This is a genomic window from Dyadobacter sp. HNCC25DJ183, from assembly GCF_056895175.1.
The window spans coordinates 743,311-767,777 of the sequence record NZ_JBXHAP010000002.1 but is presented as its reverse complement, the minus strand read 5'-3'; the positions used below and the strand labels follow the sequence as shown (position 1 = coordinate 767,777).

22 protein-coding genes are annotated in these 24,467 nt (G+C 46.6%); 14 read left to right on the top strand and 8 right to left on the bottom strand.

Features of this window, described 5'->3' with window-relative positions:
• The first annotated feature begins 10 nt into the window (after positions 1-10).
• From AC1XTG_RS07200 to AC1XTG_RS07190, 3 genes are all read left to right on the top strand, one after another.
• Entirely contained in the window at positions 11-1,072 is a 1,062-nt protein-coding gene (locus AC1XTG_RS07200) for a 6-bladed beta-propeller (RefSeq protein ID WP_484841479.1), read from the top strand.
• A gap of 148 nt (positions 1,073-1,220) precedes the next feature.
• The gene (locus AC1XTG_RS07195; protein WP_484841478.1) at positions 1,221-3,551 is read left to right on the top strand and encodes a TonB-dependent receptor; all 2,331 of its coding nucleotides are present in this window, start codon (positions 1,221-1,223) and stop codon (positions 3,549-3,551) included.
• A gap of 28 nt (positions 3,552-3,579) precedes the next feature.
• Positions 3,580-4,134 carry a hypothetical protein gene (locus AC1XTG_RS07190; RefSeq protein WP_056280593.1) on the top strand — a complete coding sequence of 185 codons (555 nt, stop codon included), beginning with the start codon at positions 3,580-3,582 and terminating at the stop codon, positions 4,132-4,134.
• A 64-nt stretch (positions 4,135-4,198) separates the two neighbouring features.
• Here the strand turns inward: AC1XTG_RS07190 and AC1XTG_RS07185 are convergent, their stop codons facing one another.
• Positions 4,199-4,609: a Fur family transcriptional regulator gene (locus AC1XTG_RS07185; protein ID WP_056280590.1), complete on the bottom strand. Its 411-nt coding sequence runs from the start codon at positions 4,607-4,609 to the stop codon at positions 4,199-4,201.
• Positions 4,610-4,797: 188 nt separating this feature from the next.
• On the opposite strand from AC1XTG_RS07185, the gene AC1XTG_RS07180 reads away from it, so the two are divergent.
• The gene (locus AC1XTG_RS07180) at positions 4,798-5,193 is read left to right on the top strand and encodes a MerC domain-containing protein (protein ID WP_484841477.1); all 396 of its coding nucleotides are present in this window, start codon (positions 4,798-4,800) and stop codon (positions 5,191-5,193) included.
• Between the two features lies 1 nt (position 5,194).
• Here the strand turns inward: AC1XTG_RS07180 and AC1XTG_RS07175 are convergent, their stop codons facing one another.
• Positions 5,195-6,409, bottom strand: a complete 1,215-nt coding sequence (locus AC1XTG_RS07175; RefSeq protein WP_484841476.1) for a serine hydrolase — start codon at positions 6,407-6,409, stop codon at positions 5,195-5,197.
• A 150-nt stretch (positions 6,410-6,559) separates the two neighbouring features.
• On the opposite strand from AC1XTG_RS07175, the gene AC1XTG_RS07170 reads away from it, so the two are divergent.
• Together AC1XTG_RS07170 and AC1XTG_RS07165 are read left to right on the top strand one after the other, a co-directional pair.
• The gene (locus AC1XTG_RS07170) at positions 6,560-8,278 is read left to right on the top strand and encodes an IlvD/Edd family dehydratase (RefSeq protein ID WP_484841475.1); all 1,719 of its coding nucleotides are present in this window, start codon (positions 6,560-6,562) and stop codon (positions 8,276-8,278) included.
• Positions 8,279-8,304: 26 nt separating this feature from the next.
• Positions 8,305-9,102: an SDR family NAD(P)-dependent oxidoreductase gene (locus AC1XTG_RS07165; protein ID WP_056283232.1), complete on the top strand. Its 798-nt coding sequence runs from the start codon at positions 8,305-8,307 to the stop codon at positions 9,100-9,102.
• Positions 9,103-9,104: 2 nt separating this feature from the next.
• On the opposite strand, the gene AC1XTG_RS07160 is transcribed toward AC1XTG_RS07165, so the two are convergent.
• The 4 genes from AC1XTG_RS07160 to AC1XTG_RS07145 form a co-directional block, all read right to left on the bottom strand.
• The gene (locus tag AC1XTG_RS07160) at positions 9,105-9,821 is read right to left on the bottom strand and encodes a hypothetical protein (protein ID WP_056280579.1); all 717 of its coding nucleotides are present in this window, start codon (positions 9,819-9,821) and stop codon (positions 9,105-9,107) included.
• Between the two features lie 71 nt (positions 9,822-9,892).
• Entirely contained in the window at positions 9,893-10,486 is a 594-nt protein-coding gene (gene gldD, locus AC1XTG_RS07155) for a gliding motility lipoprotein GldD (RefSeq protein WP_056280576.1), read from the bottom strand.
• A 133-nt stretch (positions 10,487-10,619) separates the two neighbouring features.
• Complete coding sequence (glmS, locus tag AC1XTG_RS07150; RefSeq protein WP_484841474.1) at positions 10,620-12,458, bottom strand: glutamine--fructose-6-phosphate transaminase (isomerizing); 1,839 nt, start codon at positions 12,456-12,458, stop codon at positions 10,620-10,622.
• Positions 12,459-12,674: 216 nt separating this feature from the next.
• A complete protein-coding gene (locus tag AC1XTG_RS07145) occupies positions 12,675-13,481 on the bottom strand; it encodes a glycogen/starch synthase (RefSeq protein ID WP_056280570.1) in 807 nt (268 codons plus the stop codon).
• Between the two features lie 205 nt (positions 13,482-13,686).
• Here AC1XTG_RS07145 and panC point away from each other — a divergent pair, with 205 nt between their 5' ends.
• Positions 13,687-14,529: a pantoate--beta-alanine ligase gene (gene panC / locus AC1XTG_RS07140; protein WP_484841473.1), complete on the top strand. Its 843-nt coding sequence runs from the start codon at positions 13,687-13,689 to the stop codon at positions 14,527-14,529.
• A gap of 167 nt (positions 14,530-14,696) precedes the next feature.
• Here the strand turns inward: panC and AC1XTG_RS07135 are convergent, their stop codons facing one another.
• The gene (locus tag AC1XTG_RS07135; protein WP_056280565.1) at positions 14,697-16,172 is read right to left on the bottom strand and encodes a Gfo/Idh/MocA family protein; all 1,476 of its coding nucleotides are present in this window, start codon (positions 16,170-16,172) and stop codon (positions 14,697-14,699) included.
• 230 nt (positions 16,173-16,402) lie between these two features.
• Between AC1XTG_RS07135 and panD the strand changes: the two genes are divergently transcribed.
• From panD to AC1XTG_RS07115, 4 genes are all read left to right on the top strand, one after another.
• Positions 16,403-16,753: an aspartate 1-decarboxylase gene (gene panD / locus AC1XTG_RS07130; RefSeq protein ID WP_031526370.1), complete on the top strand. Its 351-nt coding sequence runs from the start codon at positions 16,403-16,405 to the stop codon at positions 16,751-16,753.
• Between the two features lie 31 nt (positions 16,754-16,784).
• Complete coding sequence (locus AC1XTG_RS07125) at positions 16,785-17,813, top strand: lysylphosphatidylglycerol synthase transmembrane domain-containing protein (RefSeq protein WP_484841472.1); 1,029 nt, start codon at positions 16,785-16,787, stop codon at positions 17,811-17,813.
• Positions 17,814-17,976: 163 nt separating this feature from the next.
• Entirely contained in the window at positions 17,977-18,465 is a 489-nt protein-coding gene (rfaE2, locus tag AC1XTG_RS07120; protein ID WP_056280559.1) for a D-glycero-beta-D-manno-heptose 1-phosphate adenylyltransferase, read from the top strand.
• Positions 18,466-18,473: 8 nt separating this feature from the next.
• Positions 18,474-19,154, top strand: coding sequence for a zinc metallopeptidase (locus AC1XTG_RS07115; RefSeq protein ID WP_056280556.1), 681 nt, complete (start codon positions 18,474-18,476; stop codon positions 19,152-19,154).
• 148 nt (positions 19,155-19,302) lie between these two features.
• Here AC1XTG_RS07115 and AC1XTG_RS07110 read toward each other — a convergent pair whose 3' ends face one another.
• Positions 19,303-20,472 carry an FG-GAP repeat domain-containing protein gene (locus AC1XTG_RS07110; RefSeq protein ID WP_056283229.1) on the bottom strand — a complete coding sequence of 390 codons (1,170 nt, stop codon included), beginning with the start codon at positions 20,470-20,472 and terminating at the stop codon, positions 19,303-19,305.
• A 162-nt stretch (positions 20,473-20,634) separates the two neighbouring features.
• Here AC1XTG_RS07110 and gcvT point away from each other — a divergent pair, with 162 nt between their 5' ends.
• From gcvT to AC1XTG_RS07095, 3 genes are read left to right on the top strand one after another with little or no spacing between them, the layout of a single operon-like run.
• Positions 20,635-21,717, top strand: coding sequence for a glycine cleavage system aminomethyltransferase GcvT (gene gcvT / locus AC1XTG_RS07105; protein ID WP_484841471.1), 1,083 nt, complete (start codon positions 20,635-20,637; stop codon positions 21,715-21,717).
• A gap of 27 nt (positions 21,718-21,744) precedes the next feature.
• Positions 21,745-22,455, top strand: coding sequence for a 2-phosphosulfolactate phosphatase (locus AC1XTG_RS07100; protein ID WP_056280549.1), 711 nt, complete (start codon positions 21,745-21,747; stop codon positions 22,453-22,455).
• Between the two features lie 17 nt (positions 22,456-22,472).
• The gene (locus AC1XTG_RS07095; RefSeq protein WP_484841470.1) at positions 22,473-24,467 is read left to right on the top strand and encodes a hypothetical protein; all 1,995 of its coding nucleotides are present in this window, start codon (positions 22,473-22,475) and stop codon (positions 24,465-24,467) included.

Genomic DNA, 24,467 nt, shown 5'->3' with positions numbered 1-24,467 from the left:
AGTCCAGATCATGTCCTATACCCCATCCCGTCGTCAATTTGCCAAAGTCACAGCCACTACGGCAGCTGCAATTGCATTCAAGCCATTTTACATTCTTAATGCCAAACCGAAAGCTGATGGAGAGACCATCGGGCACGGAAACTTCCGGTACAAGGTAAATCAGAGTTGGGGCAATCTCGACGCATCTAAATTTCCTGTCAATAACTGCCACGAAATGGTCCAGGATAGCAAAGGCAGGCTGATCATGGTCACTGATGAGATTAAGAACAATATCCTTATCTACGACCGGTCGGGTAAGTTGCTGGAAAGCTGGGGGCACGAATATCCCGGCGGACACGGACTTACGCTCTGGAATGCAAACGGCGAGGAATTCCTGTTTATCACAGATCCGAATACAGGTAAGGTCATCAAAACTGACCTGAAAGGCAAGGTTCTACTTACGATTGAGCACCCGTCGAAGGTAGGTGCCTACAAAGAGACAGACCCATTCAAACCAACAGAAACGGCAGTTGGACCTGACGGGACACTATATATTGCCGACGGTTATGGCTCCAATTACATTTTACGCTACAATCAAAAAGGCGAATTCATTGACAAATTTGGAGGCAGCGGCGACGGAGATGCCCAGTTTTCGACAGCCCACGGAATCGCTGTTGATTACAGGGATAAGGCCAACCCTACCCTGCTGGTAACTTCAAGGGCGCACAATGCATTCAAGCGTTTTTCGCTCGACGGTAAATACCTGAGCACGATATTCCTTCCGGGCGCATTTGTCTGCCGCCCGGTATTTCATGGTGAAAACCTGTTCGCAGGTGTTTGCTGGTCGAGACTGAGATACCTCAACCAAACGCCCAATTCAGGTTTTGTAACAATCCTTGACAAATCAAATAAGGTGATATCAAATCCGGGAGGTACCAAACCCGAGTATAAAAATGGCGAGCTACAATTGATGGTTCAGGAGAAACCTATTTTCATGCATTGCCACGATGTTTGCGTGGATGGCGATCAAAATATCTACGTGTGCCAGTGGAATGCGAAGAAGACCTATCCAGTCAAGCTGGAAAGAGTTTAAAGCTTAGTCGGGCTGGTTCTCTCAGAATCAGCCTTTTTTTATACTAAAACCAACCTGAATCCAAAAATAGCCTCAAATTTCATTTGCAACAAAGTTGCATTAGCGTTACTTTTGCAACAATGTAACAGAAAGCTCCTGCTTTTAACAAATGCGCAACAAGTTCCTCTTGATTATTCTGGCAATCCTGCTATCTCTGCCAATTATCGTTTTTGGCCAAAATCCGGGCTGTGCCTGCTTTGTAAAGGGAGTTGTGAAGGACAAGCACACAAACCAGCCTGTGATTGGTGCGACGGTGTTGATAGTGGGACAAAATACAGGTGTGTTCACCGACGAGAATGGCCGGTACGAACTTAGAAACCTCTGCCCCGGCTCCTACACGCTTGAATGTCGCATTGTGGGCTATAATCCGTTTCGGCAAAAGCTTGACCTGACTGCTGGCCACGAAGAAAATTTCGATCTGGAAGAACAGGAGGTGCATTTGCAGGACGTAGAAATTACCGCGCACCGTACTGAGGCGCCTTCTTCGCAGCCGCTGACCACTTTGTCCGGCATTGATCTTGAAAAAACCAGGGGTCAAAACCTCGGCGAGAGCCTGAAAGGTGTCGCTGGTGTAACTACCCTGCAAACAGGTTCTTCCATTGCCAAACCAGTTATCCACGGCTTGCATAGTAACCGCATTCTGATCATGAACAATGGTGTGCGGCAGGAAGGGCAGCAATGGGGCTCTGAACACGCACCGGAAATCGACCCGTTTATCGCGACGCGGCTTTCTGTTGTAAAAGGGGCGGCAGGGGTTCGCTATGGTTCGGATGCAATCGGCGGCGTGATCCTCGTGGAGCCTGAAGAGCTTCCATTTGACAAAATGTTAAGTGGGGAACTGAATGCGGTCGGTTTTTCAAATGGCAGGCAAGGTGTGGTATCCGGCACTTTGCAGGGTGGAATTAAAAATTTTAAAGGATTTGCGTGGCGCGCGCAAGGCACTTTCAAGCGGGGTGGCAACATCCGTACTCCCAATTATTTCCTCGACAATACGGGAATCAGTGAAAAGAACTTCTCGCTTTCTGCGGGGTATCGTCACAAAGGGTTCGGTATCGACGTGTTCTACAGCAGGTTTGCTACCCAAATCGGTATTTTCTCAGGTTCTCACATTGGAAGTGTTACCGACTTGTTGAATGTGATTCAAAAAGGCGAACCTTTGGTAAAATCCGGATTCAGCTATGCAATTAACCGGCCCAATCAAAACGTTGCTCACGAGCTGATCAAAGCTGAAACGCATTATCATTTCCAGAATGGTAACCGGCTGCAATGGACATTTGCCCGGCAGCTGAACGATAGAAATGAATACGATTTACACCGGCCAAGAAACGATTCGATAGCTGCGCTCAATCATCCTGAGCTTACATTCAAACTCTCCACATTAACCAACGATCTGGTTTGGGACCACAAGCCGATTGCCGGAAAACTGGCTGGCCAGGTAGGGATAAGTACGTTGTATCAGTACAATCTGATGGACGGAAGACCTTTGATCCCGAATTTCAATCAATTTAATGTGGGTCTGTTCTGGATGGAGAGGTATGTCACAAAACGGTGGGAGTTTGAAGCCGGGATACGTTATGATTACCGGACTTTAAAAACCTATCGCATTGTCAACAGGCAAAAAGTCGCCGATGATTTCCAGTTTGCCAATTTTTCCGGTACCGTAGGTGCTACCCGCAGTTTTTCGGAAAAGTTTTCCGTGCGGCTAAATGCGGGCTCCGCCTGGCGGGCACCCAATGTAAGCGAGCTGTTCAGCGACGGTGTGCATCACGGTGCGGCCGCATTTGAAAGGGGCGACGCTGCTTTGCAGGCCGAAAAAGCCTTCAACACAATCGCGAGTCTTAAATATGTAGACACAAAGTGGTCGGCAGAAATAGGTGGCTATTTTAATTACATTGCTGATTTCATCTACTTGAAACCACAAGCAGAACCTATTCTGACAGTTCGTGGCGCATTTCCTTATTTTAAATACACGCAAACAGACGCTACTTTCAAGGGAATCGACGTGTCGGCTAGCTGGGAGTTTTTAAGAAATACAACCATAGCCAGCAAGCTTAGCTACCTGCGCGTTTACGATCAGCGAAATGACAGCTACCTGGTAATGATCCCGCCTAACCGCGTTGACAATCAGCTAAAATATGAGCTGCCAGACAAAGGTAATCTGCATGGAACATTCCTGTCACTCGGCAACCTGCTTTTAGCCAGACAAAAGCGGGTACCGGCAAACAGCGATTTTTTACCCCCTCCAAAAGCTTACAGCCTCTGGAACTTACAGGCGGGCACCTCCGTGCACTTCGCAGAAAAGCAGGAGATCGAAATCGGAATTAACATTCAAAACCTCTTTAATACGGCATACCGTGATTACCTGAACAGGTTCCGCTACTATGCAGACGAAATGGGCCGCAATGCTTCACTGCGGCTCAAATGGAAATTTGGAGCTTAAATCTGTTTTATCAATAAATTCATTACCTATGAAAATGTACCGAAAGCTTTCTTCCCTGCTGTTTCTGGGATTGGCTATGTCCTTCACACAATGCAAAGATTCAGGCGAAGACCTCCAACCCGACGATGAAAATGAGCTGATTACTTCTGTGACATTGAATTTCAAGGAGGATGCAACGGGAACCGTTACTTCATTCAGCTATAAGGATGCAGACGGAGATGGTGGAAATGCGCCTACCAAGTTTGATACGGTCGCATTAAAGGCCAATACCAAGTACACGATGACGATCGAATTCCTGGATGAAAGTAAAACGCCTGCTGATAATATTACAGAAGAGATCAGGGAAGAATCGGATGAGCATTTGCTTGTTTACACACCTGCTCCGGCGAGTTTGCTGACTTATACTTATGGAGATAAGGACGAGAACAATTTCAATGTCGGTTTGACGGGAACAGTACAAACCGGGCCTGCGGGTACGGGTAACTTAAAAGTGCAGCTGCGTCACCAGCCAGAAGGAAAAAACGGCTCGCCAACTATCGGTAGCGACGACGCGAACCTGGACTTTGTGCTGAAAGTGCAATAGATCCGGATAGAAGACTTTTATTTTTTGAGGTTTTCAATGCATGATCTATAATGCACTGAAAACCTCAATTGCATTTCGGGCAGGTTCCCTGGATCAGGAGATTGAAGTTCTCGGAATGGTAACCCGCAGGCAGCTGTACTGCCGGAATATGAAGGTTTTCAAGACAGTTTGTCTCGCCGCATTCAACGCATTTGAAATGGATATGATCGTGGTGGTGCTGTTCTTCGGAGCAGCTGTGCGAGCATAATGCATATCTCAGCCCCTCATCGTCGAGCACTTTATGGATAATTCCTTTTTCAAGAAAAGTTTTTAAAGTCCTGTAAATAGTAACGCGGTCGTAATTTTCTCCCAGCGCACCTTCCAAATCACCGTGAGAAAGCGCATTCTTTTTATTTATAAATGTCGACAGCACATCTTCCCGGCATGTAGTTGTACGCAGGTGATGTACTTTCAGGGTTTCTCTCAACTGGTCCATTCTTTCCACAGTTATTCTTATAAAATCTTGGTACTTATAAAACCTTTCACTTCAAAGTTAAGTTCTATCACTTACAATTTCCACAAACAACGCGGTGGAACAGAATTTTATGACAGGTAAAATATTCTGCAACTCTGTTGCAAGTTGATTTTAATGGTCGTATTTTTGCAACATCATTGTATTTAGAAATGAAGTCAGTACACTCACATAACAAAGCCGATTACATAGGAATTCTGGGTTCTGCGCTTTGCATTGTCCATTGTTTACTGGTACCTGCATTGGCGTTCGGCTCAACGATGGCCACGCACCACGAGCATCATGCAGGCTTGCGTTCGCTTGACTTCCTGTTCATTCTTATCAATGGCGTCGCTGTTTATTATGCTACACGAAATCACAAATCGCTTCCTCTGAAAATCTTCCTTTGGGGTGCTTTAATGCTTTTTTCCTTCTCGCTGTTGTTTGAAGGGAGGCACATTATCTTCTCGTGGTTAGGCTACGCGGGTTCTGCACTTCTGATTATCGGCCACCTGATCAACCTTTACATCTGCCAGATCGCACCGAGGTTTAAGGTCCGCATTTCCTGATCTACTTATCGTATTGCACTTCAAACCGGTCCAGTTCCGGTCTTACTGCACGTTTTCTCCCGAGTTCATATTCGAAAATCGTTTTCCCGAGATTAGCCATAAACGGTAAGCCGACCGTTTCATATTCGTATTTGTTGTCATTGAAAATCTGATCTTCATTGCAATAGATCACGGCAGTCAGCATAAATTCAATGCCTTTCTCAAAATCGGCGATGTAGGCGTTATCCAGCAAGAAACCGTACGCATCCCCACTTTTATTAAATAACCTGATATGCCGCGGCAGCCGCGTTTTAGTCGCTCCGAACATCAGGAATTTCACATAACCATCATAATAATCGTCGGTATAGCTTGCCGGGAAATCAGTTTCCACCGGGAACTGGGACATATACTGGTAGATAAACCTGTAATCGTCTTCCGTCAGATTGAAACGCTGATTAACGGGTGTCTGGGCCGGGAAGAAAAGTGCTTTCAGCAGCTTATGCTGTTCTTCCAGCGGAAAAGCATTTTTATACGTAAAATCAAAAGGCTCGTTGATCAGCTCGCCGTTTCTTAGATAACCTTTTCCTTTTAAAATCTGAGAAGGCGCTTTCAGCTCTTTACCTGCGTATTTACCGGGTTGTTGGTAAATGATTTTTCCGTCCTTTTCAAAGCGTACAGGATTGGTATACCTGTTTTCTTCCGCATTCATAGGCGATTCAAGCCGATGTACAATGCGTGTGTCAGAATAACCTTTCTTATGCAGGCTGTCATTCAATTCTTCCTGTCCTATAAATTCATACAACCGGTTGAATGCGTCGTTGTCACTTGCAAGCAGGATCTTCTTTGCATAATGCGCGACGGATGGAAGCCCGTTTTCGGCAGTGGTATCTGTTAACACCTGGGTCTGCCCTGCCCGGTCGACGCCGGTCAGCATGGGCGTATATTTATCAATGCCAAGCTTGTTCAGCTTTTCAAAAGCCAATGCAACGGCAGGGAGCTTAACGGTACTGGCAGGATAGAAATATGCATTGCGATTGACCCGATAACCGTGCGTTGTGAAATGTGGCTCGTTTTTCTTGTTCCTGTCAATGCGGGTATACAGGATCTGTACCTGGTACTTATCGGGATTTTTAAGGATTTCAGAGAACCGCTCTGGGTGCTTTTTCAGAAGTTTTTCAATGAAACTATCTGCCTGAAATTGGGCGAATGAAGGAGAAGCAAACAGCGTTAAGAGCAAGAAAAGCAACAATTTATAACTCTTTCCGAAAATCATTGGCAAGCCTGGAACACGTATAAAACGAAGATACACTTTTTATTTAAAAGGGTCAGTAGAATTATATTTTACTGAAAACGGGCTTTACCTGTTATCTGTAAACTATGGCGATCAATGGAAGAAAATAAGCTACGCAGCCGCGGCTGGTTCGGAAAATCCGGGAAAGATGGATTTATATACCGCGCCTGGATGAAAAACCAGGGATACCCGGCCGATGAATTTGAGGGAAGACCTGTAATCGGCATTTGCAATACCTTTTCGGAGCTTACACCCTGCAATGGACACTTTCGCGAGCTGGCCGAATCGGTAAAAAGGGGCGTTTGGGAAGCAGGCGGTTTCCCGCTCGAATTCCCTGTAATGTCTCTTGGTGAAACATTGATGAAGCCTACCGCCATGCTTTACCGCAACCTGGCCAGTATGGACGTAGAAGAATCGATCCGTGCCAATCCGATTGATGGTGTGGTATTGCTCTGCGGCTGTGACAAAACCACGCCCTCGCTTGTCATGGGTGCAGCGAGTGTGGATATTCCGACGATCGTTGTTTCGGGCGGGCCCATGCTCACCGGCCGGTACCGTGGAAAGACAGTAGGTACCAGCGATGTTTGGCGGTTCAGCGAACTTTACCGGAAAGGTGAAATGTCGCAGGAGGAATTCACGACCTCCGAAGCCTGTATGTGCCGCAGCGCGGGGCATTGCGCCGTAATGGGAACAGCTTCCACAATGGCGTGCATGGTGGAGTCACTGGGGTTAACCCTGCCTGAAAACGCGGCTATTCCGGCTGCTGATTCGCGTCGCAAAGTATTGGCGCACTTATCGGGAAGAAGGATCGTGCAGATGGTCCATGAGGATTTAAGGCTGTCACAAATATTGACCAAAGAAGCATTTGAGAATGCGATCATGATCAATGCGGCTATTGGCGGCTCTACCAACTTCGTGATTCACCTCCTCGCTATCGCCGGCCGGATCGGTGTGGATCTTACGCTCGACGATTTTAACGATATCTGCGCGCGTGTTCCGCTTTTGCTCAACCTGCAACCTTCGGGTGGTTATTTCATGGAGGATTTCTATTATGCAGGCGGCTTGCCGGTGGTGATCAAAGAGCTGATCGGCAGGTTGCATGACGGGGTAATTACAGCTAATGGAAAAACGATGGGCGAAAACTGTGCAGATGCAGAGTGCTTTGACCCCGAAGTAATCGGCACGCTGGCCGAGCCTATCAAAGACCTGACCGGACTGGCTGTTTTGCGGGGTAACCTTTGCGAAAACGGTGCGGTGATCAAACCTTCTGCATCCCTCAACCCTGACTTGATGCAGCACCGGGGAAAAGCGGTCGTTTTTGAAGATATAGATGATTACAAACACCGGCTCGACGATCCGGAGCTGGATGTAGATGAAAATAGCATTCTGGTACTTAAAAATGTTGGCCCGAAAGGTTACCCCGGTATGCCGGAAGTAGGTAATATGTCGCTGCCGAAGAAGCTCCTGGCGAAAGGTGTGATTGATATGGTCCGCATTTCTGACGGACGAATGAGCGGTACCGGTTTTGGAACGGTTGTTTTGCACGTTTCTCCCGAAGCCGCTGTGTGCGGTACGCTTGCATTGGTCCGTGACGGGGATTTTATCGAACTCGATGTTGCTAACAGACGGTTGAATCTGGAAGTGTCACCGGAAGAGCTTGAAATCAGACGGCGCGACTGGCAGCCGCTCGATCTGGGTTATAAACGCGGCTATGTAAATCTGCATATTAACCACGTTTTACAAGCGCACGAAGGCGCGGACCTTGACTTTCTGAAAGGCGGTTCAGGAGATAAGGTGACCAGAGATTCGCATTAAGCAGAGTGGTTTTTGATTTAGGTAAAATGAACAATAATCTTTTTGAAAATCAGGTAGCGATTGTCACTGGCGCAGGCCAGGGTATCGGCTTTGAAATTGCACGCCAACTGGCAGTCCAGGGTGCGTGTGTGATTTTGAATGATACTGATAAAGCACTTGCTTCAGAAGCTGCAAAGAAAATCCGTAACAAAGGCGGCGAGTGCGTCGCCTTTGCCGGAGATGCTTCCAATCCTGAGATGATCGAAGGAATGGTTGATGAAGCTGTCAAATGTTTCGGCAAGCTCACGATTGCGGTAGCCAATGCAGGTATCACCTTATTCGGCGATTTTTTTGAGTATCCCGCCAATGATCTGCGGCGAGTGTTGGAAGTGAATTTAATGGGTTCTTTCCTGCTTACACAGGCAGCTGCCCGACAAATGCGGAAACAAAAATCGGGAGGTCGCATTTTATTAATGTCATCCGTCGTAGGCCACCAGGCGCACCAGTTTTTAGCTGCTTATGCGATGACAAAGGCAGGGTTAGAAATGCTGGCTAAAAATCTGGTTCTTGAACTTTCGCCTTTTGGAATTACAATCAATGCGGTTGCGCCGGGAGCGACTATGACGGAGCGGACAATGGCCGAGGATCCTACCTACCCCAAAATCTGGTCGTCGATCACTCCGATGGGGCGGCCTGCTATTTGTGAAGATATTGCTAATGCAGCCTTATTCCTGCTTTCGCCACATTCAGGACATATTACAGGGCAAAGCATTGTGGTAGATGGCGGGTGGACGTCTGTAAGTCCATTGCCTGATCTCAGCAACCTGGATCCTGTCAAACAGTAAAATCAATCTTCCAGATTACCCGAGAATAGCTGCGCTTCCAGATCTTCAATATTCCCGTCTTTAGAAACAAAAAGCTCTTTCGGCCTTACCGGTGAAGTAGGATTGGCTGTCATAAAATTCCTGTATTGCTCGTCAGAAATGATCTTCAATGCCAGTGCGCGTTTGAGCACCATTGGAAAAGGTACCTTGAAATAGCCTGCAATATCGGAAGCAAGTGAATCAGGGATTTTGTAAATATCATTCCTGAAAAAGCTTTCCACTTCCTTATAAGGCAGAAGTGCCTCAAAAATTAGCTGCTCAGAGCGGGCAGCCAGCGAAGTGGTGCTGGAATACAAGGTATGAAGGCCGAGCGAGACAGTCAGTAAATGAATGTGGTAATTACGCTCATTGATCTCCGATGCCGCATTTACAAACACCCAGCCTTTTTGTCTGTAAATAGCAGAAAAACCTTTGAATGCGGGATCAACTTTATGTAGCTGCGCTATTTTAATACCCTCAGGATAAGGCAGCTTATGGCCTATCTGATGCACGATATCCTGTGCGTAGGAGATATCCGCAGCTTCTCCGGCGGGTTCGATCATCCAGTCACCATTAACGAGCTCATCAAAAAGCCGGGTACCCAAGCGCTGGCTTTCGACTTGTCCCAGATGCAGGACGATCCGGTTACCACGAACCGAGAAATCTAAAGGAAGCTGATTCTTAGGTTGCCTTTTTGCCATTTGCTGATCTTGTTGAGGTGAGAACTTCAAAGATACGTCCTTCGATTTTTCACTGCAATAACTACGACGAATTATCTCCAGTTCAGGGTATTCAAAAGTTGCAGCATGTCTTTTTGCAGATAGCTGATCACAGGTGCCAGGGAGTCGTTTTTGGTAGCAGTTGGGAAATAAATGGCGCCGCGCAAAAAATGCTTGGTACTATCTGTTGTGTAAAACTGATACGGACTCGGCACATCGCCTTCGATTTTAAACATTATTGCTGTACGACCGGTTTTACTCAAAACCTTTTGCTCCTGAATGGAGGATGCCCGGATCTGGTGCTTTCCTGTGAGCTTATAACTATCGTCAATGTAGGATTTCAGCCTTGAAGGATCACCTTCAAGCGATTTGTAAGTCAGCTGGATATTCGCGTTTAATGCAGGATAGTTGATAAAAATCCAGTCTTTTTCCGCAATGGAAAAGGTATCGGGCTCTACTCTGGCAAAAGTGGAATATTGAAAAGTATAAGGATGCAGCTCCGTTAATTGCTGATACTGATGAGCCGGCAAGTCAATGCGATTGAAACCTTTCGGCTTGGGAGCAAAAGAAGATTGCTGCTCTTTACCGCAGGAAACGAGAAAAAGGCTGAAAAGCGCCGCAAAAAGAAGGGGTAACTGCTTTAACATATAAATCAAATCCGACAATGCTGATGCGCAAAGCTAACGAAAACGGGTATATATTATTTTCACTGGATTTGTGTAAACAAGAAAGCGAAACCATTTACGGGCTTCGCTTTCTTTATCGTATTTGTTAAAGCAGTTATTCAACTGTGACAGACTTGGCGAGATTCCTTGGCTGATCTACATTCCTGCCACGCATGACCGCAATGTAGTACGATAAAAGCTGCAACGGGATCACGGAAACAAGCGGCGTAAGTATCTCGTGCGTTTCCGGAACTTCGATCACAAAATCTACCATTCCCGGGATCAGCGTATCGCCCTCGGTAACAATGGCGATCACGCGGCCTTTCCGCGCCTTTACCTCCTGAATATTGGATACGATCTTCTCGTAGGAACTATCCTTCGTCGCCAGAAAAACGACCGGCATATCTTCGTCGATCAATGCAATCGGTCCGTGCTTCATTTCAGCAGCAGGGTAGCCTTCTGCATGGATGTATGAAATCTCTTTCAATTTCAGCGCGCCTTCCAGCGCGACCGGAAAGTTAAGTCCGCGGCCCAGATAAATGAAGTTGCGTGCATAGGTGAAAATGAATGCGATCTCTTTGATCTTAGATGCGTTCTCAAACACTTTCTCGACTTTGTCAGGAATGTTTTCCAGCTCAGTCAGCAATTGCCGGAATACTTCTTCCGATATCGTGCCTTTTTGTTTTGCGGTAGCTAATGCAATTAATGTAAGTACCGTCACTTGTGCTGTAAACGCTTTGGTACTTGCCACGCCTATCTCCGGCCCGGCGTGTGTATAGGCACCTGCATGCGTAGCCCGCGCAATCGACGAGCCAACTACATTGCAAACCCCGAAAATCGTAGCTCCTTTTGATTTGGCCAGTTCAATCGCTGCGAGTGTATCCGCCGTTTCACCCGACTGGGAAATGGCAATCACAATGTCGTTTTCTTTGATAACCGGATTTCTGTACCGGAACTCGGAAGCATACTCCACTTCCACATTGATCCGGGCAAGCTCTTCAAAAAGATACTCCGCCACCAATCCCGCGTGCCAGGAAGTGCCGCAGGCAACGATCACGATCCGCTCCGCCTGGGCGAGCTTATCGAGATGGTTACTTAATCCTCCGAGCTGCAAATGCGCGTCGCTTGAACGCAGTCGACCCCGCATACTGTCGGCAATGGAACGCGGCTGTTCGAATATTTCTTTAATCATGAAATGGTCGTAGCCGCCTTTTTCAATGGCTTCGAGTTCCATTTCCAGCTTCTGGATGTAAGGAATTGTCTCGGTATTATCGAGATTTTGGATGCTCAGCTTTCCGTCACGTACTACCGCAACCTCATAGTCATCGAGGTAAACCACGTTTTTGGTGTAGGCTATAATGGGCGTTGCGTCCGAAGCGAAAAAGTATTCCTCCTCCCCTATTCCAATTACCAGCGGACTGCCTTTTCGCGCGGCGATCAGTTGTCCGGGCTGATCCTCCGACATTACTACGATTGCATACGCTCCCACTACTTCTTTCAGCGCCAGCTTTACGGCAGATTCAAGCGAGTCGCCGGTTTCGGCCTGGATATCTTCAATAAAATGAATGAGAACTTCTGTGTCAGTTTCACTCTGGAATGTATGTCCCTTGCTGATCAGGTTTTTCTTAATTGCGGCGTAGTTTTCAATGATCCCGTTATGAACAACAGCAAGCTTGCGGTTATTGGAAAAATGCGGGTGTGCGTTCACATCGTTAGGTTCTCCGTGGGTAGCCCAGCGGGTGTGCCCTATCCCGATAGTCGCATTCAGCTCTTTGCCCGCCAACCCGGCTTCCAGCTCGGAGACTTTCCCTTTCTTCTTGTAAATATTCAATTCACCATTTTCAAGCAAGGCAACACCAGAGCTGTCGTAACCCCGGTATTCCAGTCTTTTAAGGCCTTTCAAGATCAGGGAATAAGCTTTCTTATTTCCAACATAAGCCACAATTCCACACATAGTTTTTTCAATTTTGGTTAAAGTGTATGTCAACTTGGAACGCAAATAAAGAGCAATACACCTTTCCTAACAAGCTTATTTTAAGTTAAATACTGGAAATTATCCAATTTAAACGGAGTGCTCGAACACATTGAAACAATGAAGAAACGATCCCGTAAGGCACAAAAAAAACCGACAATTCGAAAATTGCCGGTTTCAGTAACTGTTATATGCTAATCAGCTCATCAGATCAGTGTACAAGTTGTAATATGATTCAGAGAAGTTTTCATCCTGCTCGTTCAGCTCTACACGTTTCGGTGCATTGTTGAAGATTTCATTCAAACTATCACTGCAGCTATCGTCAGCTTTCAAGACTGCATCTGCATAAGCACAACCGATTTTAACGAATCCTTCAAAATCAGCAGAATGTAAATGGGCCAAAGCCTCGTCACTTACATCCATTGCTTTTGCCTTGCTCTGCAAATCTGCATCAAACTTGTAATCAAAAGCATTGTTGTGAACCGTAAACACACTTTTCGTATCCTTAAACATCGGATCGTTGCGGTAAGTGGTTTTCAGGTAAAGCGGAATCAGGGCGGTCATCCAGTCATTACAGTGTACTACGTCCGGAGCCCAACCCAGTTTTTTAACTGTTTCCAAAACACCCTTGCAAAAGAAAATTGCACGCTCGTCATTGTCATCGAAAAAGTTGTTCTCTTTATCAAAGAACACAGATTTACGGTGAAAATAATCATCATTGTCAATGAAATACACCTGCAGCTTGGCATTAGGGATTGAGGCAACTTTGATGATCAGTGGCTTTTCTTCATCTCCTACGGTAATGTTTATTCCTGACAGTCGAACTACTTCATGAAGCCGGTTTTTGCGTTCGTTGATAAGACCAAATCTCGGAACTAGAATCCTGATTTCTGCACCTCTTTCCTGCATTGCCTGTGGGAGCTTTCTTACGTAATCGGCAACATCAGTGGTCTGGAGGAAAGGATTGATTTCACTGGCTACATATAAAATTCGTAGTTTCTCCATAGATCTTTTAGCAGTTTGTGAAAAAAAGTTTTGCAAAATTATACAAAAAAAATCGCATTTTCAAAAGATATTCCAAACTAATTGTCATATTGCGCTCAGTTTGGGAAGTCTATTTCCAAATATTTCGCTTTCTCACTTCCGGTTTCATTCTGAGATATAAAGCACTTTGACAAGCAGGGTTACTCCCTCCGAATTTCAGTTTTCCATGGAAGTATTTACTTCGATCTCCAACCTTAGAAAGTACCTCGTTCAGCAAGTTCAACAACAGCAAAAAATAGGGCTTGTCCCCACAATGGGCGCATTGCATGAAGGTCATATTTCATTGATACAGGCTTCAAAAGCCGATAACGATGTGACAGTCTGCAGCATCTTCGTCAATCCTACCCAATTCAACAATCCCGAAGATCTTTTGAAATATCCGCGGACATTGGAAGCCGATTGCGCAATGCTTGAAGCTGCCGGCTGCGATGTTGTATTTGCTCCGTCAGCAGAAGAAATGTACCCCGAGCAGCCTATGCTGAAATTCAATTTCGGCGCGCTGGAAACGGTAATGGAAGGTGCTTCGCGGCCAGGGCACTTCAATGGTGTCGGGATCGTGGTTTCAAAGCTCTTTCATATTGTAAAACCCTATCGCGCCTATTTTGGTCAAAAGGACTTGCAGCAGGTCGCAGTGGTCAGCAGAATGGTTGCGGACCTGGGTTTTGACCTGGAACTTGTTATAGCACCTACAGTCCGCGAAGCCGACGGACTGGCGATGTCGTCAAGAAACCGCAGGCTGAATGAAGAAGAAAGACACATTGCGCCACACATTTTCCGGATCATGGAATCAGCGAAAAATGCCCTGCTTAAAGGAGAAAGTGTTTCAGAGGTTATTAAAGAAGCGAAACAGGAGTTTTCAGCTGTCGATGCATTTAGGCTGGATTACTTTGAAATAGTGGATCTATCCGATTTGCAACCCATCGACATAATTGGAAGTAAGGGGAATAACGCAATATGCGTAGCAGTATTCCTGGGGCCGGTGCGGCTTATTGATAATTTGGTGTTTTGAAAATAGTTGGTCACCCTGGGCCAGACTTGTCACCCTGAGCGGAGTCGAAGGGGCGCTACCGCCTGTGAGTAGCGTCCCTTCGACTCCGCTCAGGGTGACAAAGCATAGCATAAAGGCGGCACGTATCAGGTACGTGCCGCCTTTATGTGAAATGAACATACTGCAACCTAGCTTCCCAGCTTCCAGTCGCCGCGGTACTGGCGCTTTACGAACTGGTTTGCTTCGTCGAAGTTGGTTACTTTCATATTTGTACCATCCCATAGCAGCTTCTTGCGGCCTGGATAGTCAAAACCTTTGCCATCTGCTTTGGCTTTGCGCAGGTTGTAGCTGCGGATACCAAGGTTACCCATAATCACAGTTTCAGTCAATGGACCTGCGTAGTCAAATGAAGAGGTAAGCGCTTTGTGCTCCTTGCTGTTGAAGCCAGCCTTGCAAGCGTCAGACCAGGAAACATGGTGACCGAACTCCGGCATGGTGGTGTATTTGTTTCCGAAATCACCCTGCTTGTATTGCAGCTTGGTTCCGTCTTTCAGATATACTTTTGGATCGATACCATACGTACCGCAGGTCATTACACCTTTTTCACCGATCAGCAAAACACCATTGCTGCTGTCGGGCTCGCCTAGCGGATCGTTTGCAGGGATAATGTCCGGGTGGAATGGGCGGAGACCGCCATCGTGCCAGGTTAATGTTACTTCTGACTTATTTACCTTGTTGGCAGGGAATTTCAATTGCACCCTTGAAGATGGCGGGCAGCCTTCAGGAATGTACTCAGGAGTCCAGTCTTTGATAAACACCTGCCCCACGCTGCATTCCAGCTCGGTAGGGTAACCCAGCCCAAGCGTACGGAACGCCGGGTCGATCAGGTGACAGCCCATATCGCCTAATGCACCTGTACCGAAATTCCACCAACCTCTCCATTTGAACGGGTGCCAGGCCGGATTATAATCAACCCAATCCGCACATCCTACCCAAAGTTCCCAGTCGATATCAGCAGGAACAGGGAATTTTTCGGTTGGAACCGGAATTCCTTGTGGCCACACGGGACGGTTTGTCCAAACATGCGCTTCATGCACATTTCCGATCAAACCTTTATTAAACCATTCTTTCATCTGGTTCTGCGCCGGGTTAGAAGCGCCCTGATTTCCCATTTGGGTCACAACTTTGTATTTCCTGGCTGCTTCTGTGAGCATACGCGCCTCATAAATGTCGTGCGTCAAAGGTTTCTGAACGTAGACGTGCTTGCCTCTCTGCATTGCGGCCATTGCGATTATGGCGTGCATATGATCAGTAGTGGAAACAGTTACCGCGTCGATATCCTTTCCCATTTCGTCGAACATCTTCCTGAAATCCTTGTACTTCTTGGCTGTCGGGTGCAGTTCAAAATTCTTCTTTGCCTGACCCCAGTCTACGTCGCAAAGTGCTACCAGGTTTTCGGCGCCTTTGTTCCATGCATTATTGGTGTCCGAAAAGCCTTTTCCTCCGACACCTACGCCAGCTATATTCAGCTTGTCGCTTGGTGCCCGGTAGCCTTTACCCAAAACATGTCGCGGGACTATAAAAAAGCTACCAATTGCTGCTGCCGTAGTCTTTTGTAAAAAGTCCCGGCGGTTTACATCTTTTGGTTTATTTTCTGTACTCATCGGATATTTAAGAAAAATAAGGTGATAATATAAGTAAAGCAAAGTGGCTCGGAATATTACTTCAAGACCTTGGAAAAATGGCACGTTCAAACGAGTAGAATTGAGGGAGCGGCTGCATAGGATGCGGGTGGAACCGTAAACCGGACCCTGATGTTTTGAGGACTGCGCATTATTCCTGTAACTTTGGGCAGTAATGCATTCTTTTTTATCTCGACTTATAATACCGGGTAATGCAAATAACAGTAATGAAATCCAAGATTCACCGCGTGAAGGTGACTCAGGCAGAATTGAATTATGTTGGCAGTATCACCATCGACGAAGACCTGATCGATGCTGCCGGACTTATTGAAAATGAACAGGTTCACATTGTCAACAACAACAATGGCGAACGTTTTGTAACCTACGTAATCAAGGGAGAAAGAGGATCAGGTATGATTTGCCTGAATGGAGCCGCCGCACGCCGCGTGCAGATCGGAGATATCATCATCATTATTGCTTATGGATCAATGAGCCAGGAAGAGGCCAAAACCTTCAAGCCGATGATCGTTTTCCCCGACCACAACAACCATCTGGTGAGCTAATCCAGCTCCCGGCACCACATAAACAGCAGCTATGAAAAATGTTCTACGTTACACCATTTCGCTGGTTTTGGCCGGCGGATTGATCTGGTTTGTATTTAAAGATATTAATCTGGCTGAAATGCTGGACCGGTTTGCCAAATCGGATTGGCGCTGGATAGCCGTTTCCTGCTTTTTTCTTCTTTGCGCCCACGTTACCCGCGCCTGGCGGTGGAGCATGTTAATGGAGCCGCTCGGCCATAAACCGCGCATTGTCAACAGCTCGGTCTCTGTTCTTACCGGTTATTTTGCCAATTATATTGTTCCGAGAATGGGTGAAGTAACACGTTGCGGAACATTGTACCGACTGGAACGCATTCCTGTAAACCTCAGCTTCGGGACAGTAGTCGCGGAGCGTATTTTTGACGTGATTATCCTGGTTCTGCTGATCGGCCTGAACTTCATTTTAGAATTTGATCGGCTCAGTACATTCTTTACCGATTTCTTCCAAAGCAAAGTCGCAGGCGGAAATGGAGGCTCGGGCAGCGGGATGCTGCTGGGTATCCTGGTCGGTGGATTGGTGCTCGTTGTCTTACTTGCAATTTATCTTTATAAAAACCTCACTCTCAGATCGAAGCTCCAGCAGAATGCATTGGTCGCTAAAATCGTCCAGTTTGCACAAGGTATGCTGGAAGGGTTGCTGAGTATCCGCAAGCTGCGCAATCCCGGACTTTTCATTTTAAGTACATTGATGATCTGGGTGCTCTACTACTTCGTCTCGTACGTACTTTTCTTCTGCATTCCCGAAACTTCCGATCTTGGCCCCCTTGCCGGATTGACGCTACTGGTGGTAGGCGCAATTGGAATGACCGCTCCTACGCAAGGCGGAATTGGCGCATATCACCTGCTGGTGGGCAATGTAATGATCCTTTACGGACTGTCGCAAAGTGACGGGATAACCCTCGCAACATTTATTCACGGGGCTCAGATGCTCTTTATGCTGGCCGCAGGTGCATTAGCATTTCTTTTTGTTTTATTAAAAAACAATAAAACAGTAGATGAACCTGAGCAGGTATCGGCTTGATTCAATGATTGAATGACTGAATGATTGAATAATTGCTACTAAGTGACGTAATGACCACATGACGGAACGCAAGTGAATAATGCCTTGTAATAGTCTGGGATAATGTAAAATCAGTATGATGATTGTACATTCATTTTCCGGCATTTAACACCTTTTATACCCTATGAACCTTACTGAGAGCAAAATCCTGAGACTGGAAGAAGCAATCCCTACCGTAGAATCATGGCAGCGTGCCGGACAGAAAGTTGTTTTCACCAACGGCTGTTTCGACATTGTGCATCTGGGACATATTGACTACCTGGAAAAAGCACAGGCGCTGGGTGACAAACTGGTGCTCGGGCTGAACACCGATGCTTCGGTAAGCAGACTGAAAGGTCCATTGCGACCGGTCGTAAATGAGTATGCCCGCGCAAGGTTAATGGCCGCACTTTCATTCGTTGATGCTGTCATTTTGTTCGACGAACCGACGCCTAGTCAGTTGATTGAGGCTGTAAAACCTGACATTTTGGTCAAAGGAGACGATTATACCGTTGAAACCATTGCTGGCGCGGATTTTGTTTTAGCTAATGGAGGCGAAGTAAAAACGATAGCTCTTGTCAAGGGTTACTCAACTACGGCGCTGATAGAGAAAATAAAACAAGGATATAAATAGGAAAAGCTATGATGGGTGCATATGTAATCGGTATTGTTGTAATGCTTGTAAGCTTGTACGTCCAGTGGAGGCTGAAAAGCAAGTTTGAAGAATACTCGCAGGTAGGATTAAGCAACGGAATGAGCGGAAAGGAAATCGCTGAAACTATGCTTCGTGAAAATGGTATCTACGATGTTCGCGTATTGTCTGTTGAAGGAAAGCTAACCGACCATTATAATCCTCAGGATAAAACAGTTAACCTGAGCCCGGATGTATTTTACGGCCGGAGTGTAGCTGCCGCCGCAGTGGCTTCCCACGAATGCGGGCACGCGGTGCAACATGCTACTGCTTATAAATGGCTGCAATTCCGTTCGCAAATGGTTCCGTTCCTGAGCATTGCTTCACAGTATATGCAATGGATTATTTTGATCGGTATTTTGCTGATCAATACAACTGTTCTGCCACTTACAATCGGCGTTGCGTTATTTGCTGCAACAACCCTTTTCAGCTTTATCACATTGCCGGTTGAATATGATGCAAGTAACCGTGCTTTGGCGTGGATACAGAAAAACAGGATTGTTACAGAAAGAGAATATGTACTATCAGCCGATGCATTGAAATGGGCTGCAAGAACATATCTGGTAGCTGCTATCGGTTCTTTGGCTACATTACTTTACTATGTGAGCTTGCTGATGGGGCGCAGGGACTGATGCTTGTAACTAGTTAGTCAAATATTTGTCACACTGAGCGGAGTCGAAGTGCATGCACTTCGACTCCGCTCAGTGTGACAAAAGAAGACAATGCAACTTATTAACAACAAGAAAAGGCTGGGAAACTTTGTTTCCCAGCCTTTTCTTGTTACTTCTTCTTTTGGTTCCAGTATACTACTACATTGTGGGTAGCGCGGCCGGAAGCTACGATATCCAGGTCGCCGTCACCGTCGAGGTCAGTAGCCAGGAGATCTTCGCAGGCAATTTTGATTTTTTCGTCTAATGTGTATTCCTGCCACTTTTTACCTTCCGGATCGGATCCTACAAAAATCCGTACACCTGTTTCTCCCAGCACATTCGGGTTACGCCAGCCCATCACCACCTGGTCGCGGCCCTGCCCAAAGAAATCTCCGCAAGCCAATGCGTGTCCTTCCTTGATCTTGTCTGTCAGCACAGTGCGGTTATCTTTCGAATACACAACCAGCGAACTTCCGTGCATTGGTTCGATCGTTGCTGTGAAAAGTTGATTTTTGCCCAAACTGCCCGTCCTGATCTCTCCTACTCCCTGATCGGCTACCATCCAGTTACCCGAAGGCGCCCAACCATCGGCTCCATTTAAAAACACCTGAACACCTTCTTTTCCCGCCACTGAAAGTCCCAGAATGCGCCCGGGTACTTCCATTGGATGCATATTGTGCGTCATATGCATGTTGGTTTCCAGCAAATCGAAACCCCATATCCCTTTTCTGTTTTCCGGAACATCGAATAATATCATCTTGACCCCGGCTCCTACTCCGCCTGCATTACCTTCTCCGTGCAGTGGCAGAACAGCCAGCTGAAAATCTCCTTCGGCCTTTTTAACCCACTGCATCCGGTGAATTGTTACTTCATGGTGCAAACGGACCGGCTCCCACATTTGGGTGCGGTCTTCCGGTGCCGACAAATAGAAAACCGCGCCCGATTCTCTCAGATTTTTTGTCTCAGAAGGATTCCATTGCGCGCCTACCGCTACCTCCACTTTTCCGTCACCATCAATATCCCTGGCGGCAATGCATACATTATCCTGCTCGGTCAGATCTTTTGCAATCACATATTTCGACCAGCTGCCTTCTTTATTACCAGGATTTTTGTACCAGACAATCTCCTTCTTATCAGCGAGCAAAATGTCTGTTTTTCCATCCCCGTCCACATCGCCGGCGGCCACTCCATACCCAATACTTATTTTATCGTCGATAACCTGCCCATTGAATGTAGCGGTTTGCGAAAATGCGTTTGCGCCATTCAGTAAAGTTGCCCAGACCAGTAGTTGTTTCTTCATCCCTTTTTGAAATAATCCACGATTCAGCGGATACAATTTTTAACCTATTTTTTCACAATATACTTCAAAATGAACTGGACGGTCAGTGAATAAAGACTTTTTTGTGCGGCTTTGCGCCGCTTTGCATACTTTTGTGAATTAAAGTGAATCAATTTATTCTACATGAAAACAGTCCCATTGCATCAGCTCCACGTCGGATTAGGCGCTAAAATGGTCCCATTTGCAGGTTTTGAAATGCCTGTGCGTTACTCATCTGATTTGGACGAGCACCATACTGTAAGAAATAACGTGGGTGTTTTTGATGTGTCCCACATGGGAGAGTTCCTTGTTAAAGGTCCCAAAGCACTGGACCTGATTCAGAAAGTATCCGCCAACGACGCAGCTGCATTGTTTGACGGAAAAGTACAGTACAGCTACTTACCCAATGAAACCGGCGGTGTTGTGGACGATCTGCTGGTTTACCGCATGGAAGAAGACAGTTATCTCCTGGTTGTGAATGCATCCAATATCGAGAAAGACTGGAACTGGATCCAGAGCCATAACAGCGAGGGAGCTCAAATGGAGAATATTTCCGACGCTACCTGTCTCTTTGCCGTACAAGGTCCTAATGCAACAGCTACTTTACAAAAGCTGACTACCCTTGATCTTGCTGCGATGGATTATTATACCTTCAAAACAGGAGAAATGGCGGGTATACAGGATGTAATCATTTCTGCAACGGGCTATACCGGCGCTGGCGGTTTTGAGATTTATGTTAAAAATGAATCCGCCGAGGCAATGTGGAAAGCGATATTTGAAGCAGGTGCAGAATTCGGCATTAAACCGGTCGGACTCGGTGCCAGGGATACATTGAGGCTGGAAAAGGGTTTCTGTCTTTACGGAAATGATATAGATGATCAAACTTCTCCTCTGGAAGGCGGATTGGGGTGGGTTACCAAGTTTACGAAAGACTTTATCAATTCGGAAAACCTCAAAGCTCAGAAAGAAGCGGGCCTGAAAAGGAAGCTTGTTGGTTTTGAAATGATTGACCGGGGTATACCAAGAGGACATTACGAGCTCTGCGATGCAGCAGGTAACAAGCTTGGAGAAGTTACTTCCGGTACCCAGTCACCTACTTTACAAAAAGGGATCGGAATGGGATACGTGCCCACAGAATTTGCGAAAGCTGATTCGGAAGTATTTATAAAAGTCAGGGAAAAGCTCTTGAAGGCGAGAATTGTAAAACTGCCTTTTGTAAAAAACTAAACAAAAAAATCAGCACCTGTTTTCAGAATGAAACAACTTGACGTTTGTCTTACCCCCGATCTGCTCCATTTACATAAGCTTGATAATTCAATTGTAGTAGTTGCCGACATTTTTCGCGCGACATCCTGTATGGTTACGGGGCTTGCCTATGGTGTAAAAAGCATTACGCCCGTCGCGACTATAGAAGAATGCAAGCTTTTACAGGATAAAGGCTTTATAGCTGCCGCCGAGCGCGATGCAAGGAAAGTGGAGGGTTTCGACCTTGACAATTCCCCGTTCAGCTTTATGAATGAGCGGCTGATCGGCTCTGAGGTAGCAATGACGACGACCAATGGAACGTTATCCATTTCAAAGGCAAAATCTTCCGCAGTGAAAGTGATGATCGGGTCGTTCTTAAACCTGGGTGCTCTTGCCAATCATCTCAGATCAGAACCTTACGATGTTCTTGTACTTTGTGCAGGCTGGAAAGGCCGGCCAAACCTGGAGGATACATTGTTTGCAGGCGCGCTTGCTGATGCGCTGAAAGAGCAGTTTATGCTGCTGGAAGACGGGACCTTAATGGCGCAGCGACTTTACGATCAAAGCAGGGACAACCTGCTGGCGAGTGTCTCCAATTCATCTCACGTTCGCAGGCTGCAGCGTTTGGGAATCCAGAAAGACATTTCGTACTGTTTGCAGAGAGATCTTTACGATGTAGTCCCGGTACTCCGCGGAAGTACATTGGTTTCAATGAATTAGAAAATAAAAACCTATACATGCTCCGGTTTATCGCTTTACTGTTTTTTGGTTTGATGTTCGTCTGCACGCAGGTGGATGCCCAGAAAAAAACCACGTCGCCCAGAAAGACAATCTTACCACCTAAAAAGAAGGCGACCACTCCGGCAACAAAACCGGCAGCTGCTGCTCCTGATACTTTGCCGAAAGCGACGAGGGTAACTACACCTTTGAGAGATTCTGTCCAGACAAATACCAATGCAGGACAAGATACCACGAATGCTGCCGATCTTTCTACGGAGGCAACACCGGATAGTCTCACGGAGCGGGCATTAGACGAGAAGGTTGAAAAACTTGAAAAAGCACGCGGCGACAGTCTTCATTCATTTACGATAACAATTGGAGACATTTCCTATTTGTCGGTTTGTCCAGGCACTACAATTGAAATTCCTTTTACAGTAAGCGGCCCGTTTGACGAAGCCAATACTTACCTGGCACAAATGATTGATGCTTCGGGGAAAACGGTACCTATTTCGCTGCCGGTTAAGAAAAGCCCGGTAAAAGCAGTTATTCCTTCTTACAAGATTGGCGGTGAAGTGTATCGCCTGCAAATTGTCAGTTCCATTCCGGTTATAAGAAGCCAGGAGGTACCAATCAGGTTATTGCAGACACCTACCGCCCGCATCGACTTCCTGGATGGAAGCCAGACCACCAGAACAATGCCCGGCCAGGAAGTGCAGCTTCGGGTGCACCTTACCGGAACCGCGCCCTGGTCTTTCAGACTTTCGGACAGCACTACGATTTTAAGCACGCTTTCGAATCCGCATTATGTGTCTGTGAAGCCAAAAGAAGTGAAGGCTTACAGGATCTCGGGTGTGGCCAATGCTTGCGGGAGTGGTGTTACGTCGGGTGAGGCTATCGTGAATGTAAACAACAATCCTGAGCCAAAACTGGAATTGAAAGAAGCCGAAAAAATAGCGCGGCTATGCGGCGGGGTTCCATTCCAGGTTCCATTCAATGCAACGGGCAAGTTTAAGGAGGGTAATAAGTTCGTGGTGCAAATTGCAGAGCGCACAGGTGCATTCAAGACAATTTCCGCCCCGGATACCACTGGTTTTATCACTGCCGAAATACCGGCTACCTACAAACCCGGAGAGTACAAGCTGCGGGTTGTTTCCTCGGCACCATACCTAGTTACACAAACAGCCAATGTATCCATTGTTTCTCCCACAGTAGCCACGCTTGAAAAGGATTCGCTCCGGTTGGGTGAAAATGAAACCGGTGAACTGACTGTCAGATTTACAGGCGGCGGGCCTTGGTTCGTGCTGTTATCAGATGGTACTTATGAGAACAATATTCAGGAATCACCCGCAAAAATCAAGGTGAAACCTTTATACGATACCAATTACCAGATCACGTCTGCGGGAGGACTTTGCGGAGTGGGCAAATTCTCGGGAAGTGCGAAAATATCTGTAAAAATGCCCCCCGCCAGCATTACGCTGGAAAAGCTACCCCAGAATATGGTTTGCGCAGGCTCGACCATTGAACTCCCTTATAAAACCGAGGGACGCTACAATGCCGGCAACAAGTTTACAGTGCAAATGACCGATAAGTCGGGACGTTTTGTAAACCTCCCAACTACTATCACGCCGACGGCGATGAAAGTAAAAATCGCAAATGCAGCAGCGGGAGACACCATCAAGACCCAGAAAATCCGGATTGTATCCAGCTCACCAGCGGTTTCAAGCGCCATTGAAGAGATTGACGTAGTTGCACCTGACCGCGCAATCGGCGAAGTTTCGGGAAGAGGCGCCATCTCCGCAGGAAGAACAACCAGAATACAGCTGAAATTTAAGAACGGATTGCCGCCCTGGTCATTCACATTGTCCGACGGAACAGCAATCAATGGAACATTTCTGAACCCATACCTTATTTCGGTTTCACCAACTGCAACCACTGAATACACGATCAGCTCACTCAAAAGCGGCTGCGGCAGTGGTACCGGAAAAGGTTCCGCTGTGATAACGGTTGAATAA

Coding starts and splice junctions, on each gene's coding strand:
- AC1XTG_RS07200 (WP_484841479.1), top strand. CDS start 11: ATGTCCTATACCCCATCCCGTCGTCAATTTGCCAAAGTCACAGCCACT.
- AC1XTG_RS07195 (WP_484841478.1), top strand. CDS start 1,221: ATGCGCAACAAGTTCCTCTTGATTATTCTGGCAATCCTGCTATCTCTG.
- AC1XTG_RS07190 (WP_056280593.1), top strand. CDS start 3,580: ATGAAAATGTACCGAAAGCTTTCTTCCCTGCTGTTTCTGGGATTGGCT.
- AC1XTG_RS07185 (WP_056280590.1), bottom strand. CDS start 4,609: ATGGACCAGTTGAGAGAAACCCTGAAAGTACATCACCTGCGTACAACT.
- AC1XTG_RS07180 (WP_484841477.1), top strand. CDS start 4,798: ATGAAGTCAGTACACTCACATAACAAAGCCGATTACATAGGAATTCTG.
- AC1XTG_RS07170 (WP_484841475.1), top strand. CDS start 6,560: ATGGAAGAAAATAAGCTACGCAGCCGCGGCTGGTTCGGAAAATCCGGG.
- AC1XTG_RS07165 (WP_056283232.1), top strand. CDS start 8,305: ATGAACAATAATCTTTTTGAAAATCAGGTAGCGATTGTCACTGGCGCA.
- AC1XTG_RS07160 (WP_056280579.1), bottom strand. CDS start 9,821: ATGGCAAAAAGGCAACCTAAGAATCAGCTTCCTTTAGATTTCTCGGTT.
- gldD (WP_056280576.1), bottom strand. CDS start 10,486: ATGTTAAAGCAGTTACCCCTTCTTTTTGCGGCGCTTTTCAGCCTTTTT.
- glmS (WP_484841474.1), bottom strand. CDS start 12,458: ATGTGTGGAATTGTGGCTTATGTTGGAAATAAGAAAGCTTATTCCCTG.
- AC1XTG_RS07145 (WP_056280570.1), bottom strand. CDS start 13,481: ATGGAGAAACTACGAATTTTATATGTAGCCAGTGAAATCAATCCTTTC.
- panC (WP_484841473.1), top strand. CDS start 13,687: ATGGAAGTATTTACTTCGATCTCCAACCTTAGAAAGTACCTCGTTCAG.
- AC1XTG_RS07135 (WP_056280565.1), bottom strand. CDS start 16,172: ATGAGTACAGAAAATAAACCAAAAGATGTAAACCGCCGGGACTTTTTA.
- panD (WP_031526370.1), top strand. CDS start 16,403: ATGCAAATAACAGTAATGAAATCCAAGATTCACCGCGTGAAGGTGACT.
- AC1XTG_RS07125 (WP_484841472.1), top strand. CDS start 16,785: ATGAAAAATGTTCTACGTTACACCATTTCGCTGGTTTTGGCCGGCGGA.
- rfaE2 (WP_056280559.1), top strand. CDS start 17,977: ATGAACCTTACTGAGAGCAAAATCCTGAGACTGGAAGAAGCAATCCCT.
- AC1XTG_RS07115 (WP_056280556.1), top strand. CDS start 18,474: ATGATGGGTGCATATGTAATCGGTATTGTTGTAATGCTTGTAAGCTTG.
- AC1XTG_RS07110 (WP_056283229.1), bottom strand. CDS start 20,472: ATGAAGAAACAACTACTGGTCTGGGCAACTTTACTGAATGGCGCAAAC.
- gcvT (WP_484841471.1), top strand. CDS start 20,635: ATGAAAACAGTCCCATTGCATCAGCTCCACGTCGGATTAGGCGCTAAA.
- AC1XTG_RS07100 (WP_056280549.1), top strand. CDS start 21,745: ATGAAACAACTTGACGTTTGTCTTACCCCCGATCTGCTCCATTTACAT.
- AC1XTG_RS07095 (WP_484841470.1), top strand. CDS start 22,473: ATGCTCCGGTTTATCGCTTTACTGTTTTTTGGTTTGATGTTCGTCTGC.